Annotated in this window: 5 protein-coding genes and 2 pseudogenes; 2 read left to right on the top strand and 5 right to left on the bottom strand. The window is 49.8% G+C overall.

Annotation, left to right across the window (positions count from 1 at the left end; translation table 11 throughout):
- A pseudogene (locus tag ACTHSP_RS14250) lies at window positions 1-70 on the top strand (integrase core domain-containing protein); the annotation flags it as partial.
- Between the two features lie 337 nt (window positions 71-407).
- Here the strand turns inward: ACTHSP_RS14250 and ACTHSP_RS14245 are convergent.
- From ACTHSP_RS14245 to ACTHSP_RS14230, 4 genes and pseudogenes are all read right to left on the bottom strand, one after another.
- Window positions 408-3,137 (bottom strand): lactoferrin/transferrin family TonB-dependent receptor, encoded by a 2,730-nt coding sequence (locus tag ACTHSP_RS14245; protein ID WP_049350839.1) that lies wholly within the window; start codon window positions 3,135-3,137, stop codon window positions 408-410.
- A gap of 86 nt (window positions 3,138-3,223) precedes the next feature.
- A complete protein-coding gene (locus ACTHSP_RS14240; protein WP_440346317.1) occupies window positions 3,224-5,002 on the bottom strand; it encodes a transferrin-binding protein-like solute binding protein in 1,779 nt (592 codons plus the stop codon).
- Window positions 5,003-5,139: 137 nt separating this feature from the next.
- Window positions 5,140-6,047 (bottom strand): annotated as a pseudogene (locus ACTHSP_RS14235) (transposase).
- 117 nt (window positions 6,048-6,164) lie between these two features.
- Window positions 6,165-6,893 carry a YebC/PmpR family DNA-binding transcriptional regulator gene (locus ACTHSP_RS14230; RefSeq protein ID WP_049329917.1) on the bottom strand — a complete coding sequence of 243 codons (729 nt, stop codon included), beginning with the start codon at window positions 6,891-6,893 and terminating at the stop codon, window positions 6,165-6,167.
- 363 nt (window positions 6,894-7,256) lie between these two features.
- Here ACTHSP_RS14230 and ACTHSP_RS14225 point away from each other — a divergent pair, with 363 nt between their 5' ends.
- Window positions 7,257-8,687 carry an alanine/glycine:cation symporter family protein gene (locus tag ACTHSP_RS14225; protein ID WP_049350639.1) on the top strand — a complete coding sequence of 477 codons (1,431 nt, stop codon included), beginning with the start codon at window positions 7,257-7,259 and terminating at the stop codon, window positions 8,685-8,687.
- A gap of 58 nt (window positions 8,688-8,745) precedes the next feature.
- Here the strand turns inward: ACTHSP_RS14225 and trhA are convergent, their stop codons facing one another.
- Window positions 8,746-9,372 (bottom strand): PAQR family membrane homeostasis protein TrhA, encoded by a 627-nt coding sequence (trhA, locus tag ACTHSP_RS14220; protein ID WP_049350640.1) that lies wholly within the window; start codon window positions 9,370-9,372, stop codon window positions 8,746-8,748.
- Window positions 9,373-9,384: the final 12 nt, after the last annotated feature.

Here is a 9,384-nt window from a genome sequence, read left to right as displayed (position 1 = left end):
GCACCGCAGTTTGAACGGCGATACGCCGTTTGAGGTCTTGCAGGCTTATTTTTCTCAACCTGTGGTGTAAACAACGCAACGTTTTCCTACACCTGAGACCTTTGCAAAAAAGCCTTTCCTCTAACAGCCGAAACCTAAATAAAGATTTTCGGCTGTTTTTGTTTCAAATATCCAATAATTCTATTCAAATACTCCCTTAATCCCCCTTGAATACCTGATTAATCAGGCATCCGGACCGAGACCTTTGCAAAATTCCTTTTTCCCCAACAGCCTAAACCCAAACACAGGTTTTCGGCTGAGATCTTTGCAAAATTCCCCGAAATCCCCTAAATGTTTTGGTGGGAATTTAGGGGATTTCGGGGAATTTTGCAAAGGTCTCCTATTGCCTTGATGCACGGTTGCTTAGGTTAAAACTTCATCTCCAAAGTCAGGGTGTAATTTCGTCCCGGTGCGGCGTAGCGGTTATACCTACCGACATTATTGTGCCTATTGACCGCTCCTTCGGCAGTCTGCCTTACAGACTCCCAAGTGGTATACCGGTAGTTGAAGAGGTTATACACGCCTGCGCGCAGGGTCAGGTGTTTCTTGATATTGTAATATCCGAAAACATCCGTAACATGCCAAGGCCGCGTCCGCCGTGATGCTGCTTTTTTAGCATTGGCATTACCGTTCAACAGCGCCTGGCTACCTAGCAGTTCGTCAACAGATTTTGCCTTGGAATAAGTAAACATCGTATTGATGCCCCATATTCCGTCAGGATGGTCGTAACCCAAACCCAATACATATCGTGAAGGTTGGACGGCATCAAAGAGATATGAAGTTACAAACGTCCTGTCGGCGCGTATATCGGCATCTTTGACCTTGATACGGTTATAGGCAAGCGTGGAATACAACCCGTCCGGCAATCTGCCCCATACACCGTGCCAATCGATTTTACCCAAAATATTGATACCGGCTATCCGTGCATTTTGAGCATTTCGGTATCCGGGGTCGCCAGAAGCCGAAGTTTGCCCGTTTTGAGTTCGGGTTTCATAACCGAATGCAATCAGGTCGCGATAGGCATTGTTGAAATAGCTGGCTTCCAAATTGCCGAAGTCCCCTTTAAATACAATACCTGCCTCTCTATTAAAGGATTTTTCCGGTTTCAGATCCAACGTTTTCAAAGACTCCCCGGCTCTCCAGCCGTACATTTCGGCAAACGACGGCAGACGGAAGCCCGTAGAAGCGCGATAAGTCAAATCCATCCAGGTGAAAGGCTTGAGGACTACGCCTGCGTTCCAAGAAAGGTTGCGGTGAGTGCCGGTAGAGACACTCTTATCTTCCGAATGCGTACTGCGGTAATCGTAACGTATGCCTGCTCCGACATCTGCCCACCTGCCCAAACGGACATTGTCTTGAACGGCTGCATAATAACCGTTGCCGCCGATATTCCTCGGTGTGCAGTCTGTATAGGTGTTATTGCCGAAACGGCATATCGGCGATGTATTGACCGTGGTCTTGCCGATAGACACCCAATACGGTTTGCCTTGGCTTCCATTGGGCGACTGCGCCCCTTCCGGAGTTTTCGATCCATATGCCTGAACTGCGTTTTGCAGATAATAATCGCTGTGGGACAATTGCGACTTAAAGCGGTCGTACCCTAGATTGATACTCAAATTGTGACGGATTTTGGCCGTATCAAATGCCTTTTTAAATACTGCTTGGAACAGGTTTCGGCTTTCTTCATAAATCATCCGGTCAGATTTATAGAAGGAATACGGTTTATTGCCGTCGGGACGGCAATTTTTATCCGAACCGTCGTGAGAGCAATGCGTCTGCTGCAAACGGTTGTCCAAATCTATACCTTGCCGGTCATAAGAAAGTCGGGCGTAATCGGCCCAGGTATCCTTGTCAGCATTATGGTAAACATATTCGACCCCGTACCGGTTTTTAGTATGGCGTTCATCATAAAACACGCCGGTACCGTAACCGATACCCTGCAATGTACCGCTCTCTCCCTGAACAAACAGCCTTTCGGCCTTATTATTGCCCGAATATTTGCCAAAGCCGCTCGGCGTACCGTTTCTCCGGACACTTTCATTCAGGTCGGCCTCGGTAAAATAGGCAGGAACAGTCATATCCCGTGTATCAAAGGTCTGCTGCGTATGTTCAAGAACGGCTCCGACATAATGGCGGTTGTCCAAATGCCAACCCGGTCGGAACAGCCATGATTGGCTGCCATACTCAAGCGGGTCCGCAAGGAAGCGGCTGGGGCCGGTATAATCCTGCGTGCTGACGGTTTTGCGCTCATCTTTGGCCAAAGCATCTTTTTTCACATTGTCTTTACAGGCCGCATATCCATTGGAACATTCCTCTTCGACAATGAAATTTGCGTACGGATGGGTATCCTCGACCGGCATCAGCCGGTTGAAACTCTGCACACCTTTACCAGCATCTTTATGCGCATGGATTTCCTGCCCCCGCCGTTTAGTATAAATAAGGAGGGCTTCCGCGCCGCCGCTGCGTCCTGCAAGCGCAAGGGACTGTGTCAGGGCATGGTCTTTTCCAGAATAGGCAGTTTTACTCTGAATGCCCCACTGTTTTCCCTCTCCGATAATGTCGGCTGCGGTTTTGGTTTGAAATGCGACCGAACCTGCCAATGCGCCGTTTCCGTATTCTGATGAATTCGAACCCTTGCTGATTTCAACGGCCTTAACGTTTTCATACTCAATTTCATTGATTGCGCCGCTGCTGCCCGCCGTCCTCGTCCCACCCAATGCCGCCTGTGCGGTGTAGGACTGTATTTGCGAAACGCCGTCTACCGTTAAGGAAACACGGTTTTTATCCATGCCGCGTATTGAATAGCCGGAACTTGCGCCCCGACCCTGTTCGACCACGGCAATACCCGGATCGTAACGGGTCAGGTCTCGGATATTCAAAACCTGTTCTTTACTTAGTGTCTCGGAAGATTTGACCAGCTTGCCCAGCCCGGTTACTTCGTTATCACGGCGGGTTTTCTGTTTTTTCGCATTGACCTGCACGGTATCGAGCTGCTTTTCCATCACTTGTCCGGACGGTAAAACATCCGCATAAGCAGGCAGCGCAGTCATCAGCGACAGGCATAAAATATTTAATCGGAACAAATGTTGCTGTTTCATATCATTTCTCTACTTACTGCCTTCAGACGGCATTTAAAGCCGATATGCCGTCTGAAGAACTTTCCTCTGTCAACCGGCAGCCCAGTTTACCGGACAAGCTGTTGGCGTTTCGTACCGAATACCACTGCCGCCTTGCCGCTTTCTCCCTCCAATGTATTTCCGGAGAACGATCCGCCCATCTCAATGGCGTTTTTGCCGTAGAAGCCGCCGGACACATCTGCACGGATATTCGTCCGTTTCGGATCGATGGTATTTTTCGGATCTAATGCAAAGCCGTTTTCACCGGTTTTCGCCACACCTGAAAAACCATTGCCCTGAATCGTGGCAGTGATGGTGAATACGGGGGCAATGCGGTCTTTCGCCGTCAGCATACCTTTGAGGGTTTTCTCGGCAAAATTAACTTTAAACTCCGCCCGGTTACCGCCTTCCTTATTGGAAGGTTCGGCACTCCAGCTCGTACCATTAACAATAGTACCCGACCATGTACCGCGATATACCGCCTCTCCCGCCGTTACAGGCATATCGGAAACCGGCGTACGGCTGCCCTGCAGGAACATATCGTGCGAACCGCCGTGTTCCAACACCCCGAAATGCAGGTAATCCAAATTGGAGCAGCATACCAACACCTTCACACCGTCTTTCTCAAATACATGCTGGAATGCCGTCTGAGTGCCTTCGGACGGCACAAGCGCAAGCTCTACGCCGTCAATCAGCAGTTTGGCCACGTTGCCGAAGCTGTCAATCTGTTTTTTCACAAAATCCGCACCGATGCGGTAAGCGTCCATAAAGGTTTCAGCCAATGGTTTTTCTGCACCGTCTTTCTGTTTCGCGCTGAATACGGCAAGCACTTTCTTATCGTTTGCCAAAAACTTGCCGCCCAACTCATCGCCCTGAGGCCCGTAGAAACCACCTTCCAGACTATCAGAATCAGAAACGAAGGGATGACCGTTTCCAGTATCTTTATCTGCGGCCAATGCCTTACCTTTGAAGCGGTTTCCGTGAAGATCCGCCTTAATATCATATCGCTTGATCCGCTTGTCTTTATTTTCGGTTTCGTTATGGGTAATCCGGTTATTGCGGTAGAGCGCGCCGGTCATGGTCTTGGCGGCGAAATCCACCTCAAACTCGCTGGTCAGCCCGAAATCGGTCTGACCTTTCGGTGCCTCGCTTTCATTGCGCAACACATCCGCTTCCTCGGCAGACAAAGCCCCGTACCTATCTCCCGCTGGCGGACTACCCAACTGGGGAAACTTCTGTTTTTCCTTGGCATCGGTTACATAATCCCAAGTACCTTTGTAAATCGCCTTGCCCGTCGGCAGAGCTTGGGAAGGATTGCTGCCTTTGTAGAAAAGGTAGCCGTCCGGACCGAAAAGGGCGATATTGTTTTTGGGATCGATTTTATTGGCACCGTTGCGGTAGATATAGCCCGAGCGGACATATTGGAAATTCGTGTATCCTTCCACACGGCTTTTGCCGTCGCCCGTTGTGATGGATTCGTTCAGCGTACCCTTATCCATCGTAAAAATCTCATTCTTTTGGGGAAACTCATCCGGCTTACCCGCCGCCAATTTCACCCAATCCGCATCCGACAGCGGCTGATGCCCCTGTTTCACGTTGAAATGGACATTACGGCGCGGTATTTTGGCTGCAAAACCGTAAGCCGGACGGTCGTTTTCCGCCGCCTGCGCTTCATCGGGTTTTGCCGGTTTTTCAGTCTGTTCGTCTTGGTATTTCGGTGCTTCGGACTGCGGGTTGTGCTGTTTCGTTTCCACGCTGTCCAAATCGAAACTGCCGCCGCCCGCGCAGGCAGAAAGCAGCAGCACAGGCAGGATACCGGCTGCTTGGGCAATAAGTGAATTTTTCATATCAACTTTTTTAAAAATGATAATAGTTTATATTTTATTAACTTAAAATGTAATTTGCAAACATTTTCTGACGTACCTTCACAAAAAACACCCGCACATCCTTACTCCAGATATGCGGGTGTTTGAGCAAACTTTGCCTAACCCAAAGACACCATTTCAATCTGCTCCATCGTCCTACCCAGAAAACGTTCGCCTATTATTCTGAATTTCAAAGGAATATCGCTGACATAAAAACGATAGTCGGGATTATTGTTGTCAGTATTGAGTAATCCCTCCTGCGCAAGGACGCGTGCTGTTTCTTCAGCCATCGTAATTGCAGAATCAACCAACGCGACATTACCCGCCTCCCTACCGATTAAGGGCTTGAGCAAGGGAAAGTGCGTGCAGCCCAACACCAGCGTATCGATGCCGTCTGCAAACAATGGTTTGAGGTATTCGCATACGGTCAGGTGGGTAACTTCATGTCCCAACCAACCTTCCGCATCGGTACGGGTATGTTGTTTGTAACCGAGTTTGTAGAGGCCGTTTTTCTTTGTCCAACGGGCATCTTCATCTTTGCTCGGTGTGGTTTGGCCGTTGACTTGTCCTTCGTCATCGACTTCTATGGCCTGACGCTGTTTGCTGCCGGCGGTCTGAATAATGGTGGTGTCAACGGCGGCGGCGGATGCTTTCTCTACTTTTAAACCTTTTTCAGTCAGTTGGCGGTTAATCAGTTCCAGCAATTCGGACAGGGTGTCGTCTTGCGCCGCCGGTTGCGGTAGCGGCATAAGGTGCTGTAATCGGGGATGCTCAGTTCGTCAAAACAGCAAAACAGGTTGAAATCGATGCGGGTGATGAGGCTGTGTTCGAGTTAGGGATCGGAGAGGCTGTGCCATTGTTCGAGCAGGACGGCTTTGAACATGGATAGCAGTGGATAGGCGGGACGGCCGCGGTGGTCTCTAAGATAACGGGTTCTTTGACGATTCAGGTACTGTTCGATCGGTTGCCAATCAATCACCTGATCCAACTTCAATAGTGGGAAGCGGTCGATGTGTTTGGCAATCATGGCTTGGGCGGTTTACTGGAAGAAGGTGATCATGAGAAATCCCCTAAATGTCTTGGTGGGAATTTAGGGGATTTTGGGGAATTTTGCAAAGGTCTCGGCCTTTTGTTCTTTAAACTCTTAGTCCAGATTTAACACGGCAGAAGTATAAACGTCTTGTACGTCGTCCAAATCTTCCAATGCGTCAATCAGTTTTTGCATCTTAACCGCATCTTCGCCGCTTAACTCGGTTTCGTTTTGGGCGCGCATGGTAACGTCGCCGTCAACAGATTTATAACCTGCCGCCTCCAAAGCCGATTTCACACCAGCCCAATCGTTTGGCGCGGTAATCACTTCGATGGAACCGTCGTCGTTGGTGATGACGTCTTCCGCACCGGCTTCCAAAGCCGCTTCCATCAGCGCATCTTCGTCAACGCCCGGTTCAAACACCAAATAGCCTTGATGAACGAAGTTGAACGCTACGCAACCGTCGGTACCCAAGTTACCGCCGTTTTTAGTGAACGCATGGCGCACATCGGCAACGGTACGGGTTTTGTTGTCGGTCAGACAGTCCACCATCAAAGCCGCACCGCCGATGCCGTAGCCTTCGTAACGCAACTCGATGTATTCCACGCCTTCCAGATTGCCCGTACCTTTATCGATGGCACGTTGCACGTTGTCTTTAGGCATATTGTTTTCAGCTGCTTTTTCCAAAGCCAGGCGCAGGCGCGGGTTTGCGCCGGGGTCGCCGCCGCCCATACGGGCAGCAACGGTAATTTCTTTAATCAGACGGGTGAAGATTTTGCCGCGTTTGGCATCTTGTCGGGCTTTTTTGTGTTGGATATTTGCCCACTTACTATGGCCTGCCATATTGATTCCTTTCGTTTTTTCACGCGTTGAGGCGGAATTTGCTTCATTTGTAAGGCGTGCATTTTATCATAAGTTGCCTTTAGCCAAAATATTCAGACGGCCCGAATATTTGCAAAAACAGGCCGTCTGAAAACAAAGAAACCTTTTTTAAATAAAGAAGCACATTTTCGGCAACCCTTTGTCAGTTTTCGTTTTAATTCACGAAGGTTTACGGTATGATGACAAAATCGGTCAGGATTGTTAACAACTTAACCGGTATTAAACGGCAAAACGGCCTGCTCGCCCTTGTTGCCAACCGCGAAAATGAACGGGAGTAGTTGCCCGTATCATTTTATTTTTATTGTTTTTATTAAAGGTTTTATTATGGAAGAAATATTGTCTGCTCTGGTGGGTGCAGTCAATCAGGTTCTTTGGGACTACCTGCTGATTTATGCCTTAATCGGCATCGGCCTGTTTTTTACCCTGTACTTGGGCGCGCCGCAAATAACCAAATTGGGGACGGGTTTCAAATCCGTTTTCGGCGGCTTGTTCAGCAAAAAAGACAAAGACCACGAAGGCAAATCCCTGTCTCAATTTCAAGCGCTTGCCGTGGCAATTTCCGCGCAAATCGGTACCGGTAACGTTGCCGGTGTCGCCACTGCGATTACTGCCGGCGGCCCGGGTGCCATTTTTTGGATGTGGCTGTCTGCCATTTTGGGTATGTCTACCATTTTTGCAGAAGCCGTTTTGGCGCAAAAATACCGCGTGGTCAGCCACGGCAAATACATCGGCGGCCCTGCGTTTTACATCACGCACGGCCTGACTCCGAAAATCGGCCGTGGCGCGGCGCGTTTCCTGTCCGGCTTTTTCTCTATCGCCTTGATTATCGCGCTGGGTTTCATCGGTAACGCGACCCAATCCAACTCTATCGCCTCGGCCATAAATTTGGCTTTCGATATTCCTCCGATGGCTGTCGGCATTGCTTTGGCGGTATTCGCCGGCCTGATTATCATCGGCGGCATCAACCGCATTGCCGGTATCGCGCAATTTGTCGTGCCGTTTATGGCTGTGATTTACATCTTGTGTGCCGTGATTATTTTGTTCAAATTCTCCGACCACATCATTCCGATGTTCCACAATATTTTTGTCGCCGCCTTCAATCCTGAAGCGGTATTGGGTGGTGCGGCCGGTATCGGTATGCGCGAAGCAGTCCGCTTCGGTGTGGCACGCGGCCTATTTTCCAATGAAGCCGGTATGGGTTCGACCCCGCACGCTCATGCGACCGCCAACGTCAAACACCCTGTACAACAAGGTATGGCCGCGTTTATCGGTATTTTTATCGACACGCTGATGGTTTGCACGGCAACCGCGCTGATTATCCTGCTGACCGACGCCAACCTGTCCGGCGAAACCGGCGCTGCGGTTACCCAACTGGCGTTTAACAAAGCCTTCCCGGGTTTCGGTTCGCAACTGCTCGCCGTCTGTCTGACCTTCTTCGCCTTTACCACCATCATCGGCTGGTACTACTTCGGCGAATCCAATATCCGCTTCCTGTTCCGCGGCAAACACTTGGGCATCTACCGCGCACTGGTTTTGGTGGCCATCGTATTGGGTACATTGGGTAAAGTGGATTTGGTTTGGAGCATGTCCGATATGTTCAACGGCTTTATGGTCTTGCCGAACTTAATCGCCCTCTTCCTGCTGCGTAAGGAAATCCGTGCGGTTTACGACGATTATCTGGCGCAAACCAAAGCCGGCAAAGAGTTGACCTACAATTATGAATTCCACGAATTTCACGACAAAAATCCAGGTTAACGACAAACAAAAACCTCTCAGTCAAACTGAGAGGTTTTTTATTTCAGGCCGTCTGAAACTACAACACATAAAAATAAATGCTGATAAATTGCGTCAAACTGCCTGCCAAGACAAACAAGTGCCAGATACCGTGGCCATGGCGGATTTTCGTATCGTTGATAAACCAATAAATCCCCACGCTATACAATACGCCGCCCAACACCAGCCAAAACAACCCGCCGGCCGAAAGCGACTGTATCAGAGGCCATACCGCCACCACAATCAGCCAGCCCATCAACACATAAATCACCATCGACAGCAACCGCTTCTCGCTTTTGCGCCCGATCGTCAACTCCTGAACAATGCCCAGCAAAGCCAGCCCCCACGACACACCGAAAAGCGACCAGCCCCAACCGCCCTGCAGGGTAATCAGCGTAAACGGCGTATAGCTGCCTGCAATCAAAAGATAAATCATGCAATGATCGACCTTTTGCAAAATCGCCTTGGCCTTCGGCTGCGGAATACTGTGGTATAAGGTTGAGCCCAAATACAGGAGCAGCAGGCAGACTCCGTAAGTTAGTGCACCGGCAATCCGATAGCCGTCCGCCGATTCCACCGCTTTCACCAGCATCAGCACCAAGGCCGCCACTGCCAACAAGAAACCGGCCAAATGGCTGTACGCATTAAATCTCTCGCCGTGATACATAAACCATTCTCA

It is taken from the genome of Neisseria sp. P0001.S005 (assembly GCF_051963715.1).
Note: the sequence above shows the minus strand (reverse complement) of the source record. Positions and strands in the feature narration are given on the sequence as shown.

Excerpts from the sequence above, each read along its gene's own strand:
- ACTHSP_RS14245 (WP_049350839.1), bottom strand. The coding sequence starts at position 3,137 with ATGAAACAGCAACATTTGTTCCGATTAAATATTTTATGCCTGTCGCTG.
- ACTHSP_RS14240 (WP_440346317.1), bottom strand. The coding sequence starts at position 5,002 with ATGAAAAATTCACTTATTGCCCAAGCAGCCGGTATCCTGCCTGTGCTG.
- ACTHSP_RS14230 (WP_049329917.1), bottom strand. The coding sequence starts at position 6,893 with ATGGCAGGCCATAGTAAGTGGGCAAATATCCAACACAAAAAAGCCCGA.
- ACTHSP_RS14225 (WP_049350639.1), top strand. The coding sequence starts at position 7,257 with ATGGAAGAAATATTGTCTGCTCTGGTGGGTGCAGTCAATCAGGTTCTT.
- trhA (WP_049350640.1), bottom strand. The coding sequence starts at position 9,372 with ATGTATCACGGCGAGAGATTTAATGCGTACAGCCATTTGGCCGGTTTC.